Source organism: Bacillus sonorensis NBRC 101234 = KCTC 13918 (assembly GCF_001592005.1).
GTDB classification, from domain to species: domain Bacteria; phylum Bacillota; class Bacilli; order Bacillales; family Bacillaceae; genus Bacillus; species Bacillus sonorensis.
Genome location: NZ_BCVZ01000056.1, coordinates 1 through 1,117, shown reverse-complemented (window position 1 = coordinate 1,117; position 1,117 = coordinate 1). Strand labels below are relative to the sequence as shown.

Annotated in this window: 1 protein-coding gene; it reads right to left on the bottom strand. The window is 58.5% G+C overall.

Annotated elements, in window-relative coordinates; all coding sequences use genetic code 11:
• Positions 1-1,117 (bottom strand): amino acid adenylation domain-containing protein (locus tag BTR1S_RS21455; protein ID WP_156483231.1); only part of this gene is annotated, 1,117 nt, incomplete at both ends.

Sequence of the window (1,117 nt, the reverse complement as noted above, 5' to 3'; positions counted from 1 at the left end):
GAACGGATCAGCGAGAAAACGCTCCTCCGTTAATTCCGGCCGATTCAAATAGCCTCTGGCGAGGCCGCCTCCGGCGATGTAGAGCTCTCCCGCGACGCCGGCAGGCTGTACGGCCAAATTCGGATCCAAGACATACAGACGCGCGCCGGGCACGGGCTTCCCGATCGGAATCCGCAAGCGATCCCTGTCCCGCTCTGAATCCAAAACGTAAAATGCCGCATCGACCGTTGCTTCTGTCGGCCCGTAGCCGTGAATCAGTGTCACACCCGGCAACAGAGAAGCAAAACGGGCTGCCGTTTGGGGCGCAAGCGGTTCACCTCCGGCGAAGACACGCTTCAGGCTTGTCCCCCCTCCCAGAGCGTCTATTTCCGCATGGTCTAAAAAGCTGTTCAGCATGGCCGGAATAAAATGAGCCGTCGTAATCCCTTCCTGCTGAATGGCTTTTACGATCAATGCCGGGTCTTTCTCCCAGCCGGGCGGAAGCAGATAAGCCGAAGCGCCTGAAAGGGTCCACCAAAACAGCTGCCAGACAGACGCATCAAAGGAGAAGGACGTTTTCACCATGATAATGTCGTCTTCCTGAAGCGGAAACTGCCGCTGCATGCCGGTCAGAAAGGAAACGGCCTGGCGGTGTTCAACGGCCACGCCTTTTGGCCGTCCGGTCGAGCCAGATGTATAGATAACATAGGCGAGAGAACCGCTGTCCGCTCGGTTAAACAGACGCTGTTCCGTTTCTTCACTCGCAAGAGCCGTCAAATCTACCGCTAGCGTCTCCCTGAAAACATCAGGTAGAGATAATCCCGGCTGTGTCAGCATCAAAGCTGCCCCGCTGTCTTTCAGCATGTAGCTCAGCCGCTCCTGCGGATACGTCGGATCAAGCGGCAAATAAGCTCCGCCCGCCTTTAGCACGGCGAGGACGGCTGTCAGCATCTCAGGCGACCGCTCACAGAGGACGCCGACGATGCTTTCCTTCGTGATCCCGTGCGCCGCAAGGCGCGCAGCCAGCCGGCTGGCGCACATATCAAGCTCAGCGTAAGTCAGCGAGCCGCCGGCAAAGCGGATGGCCGGCCGCTCAGGTGTTAAAGCCGCCTGGCGTTCAAACAGTCCATGCAGAGTC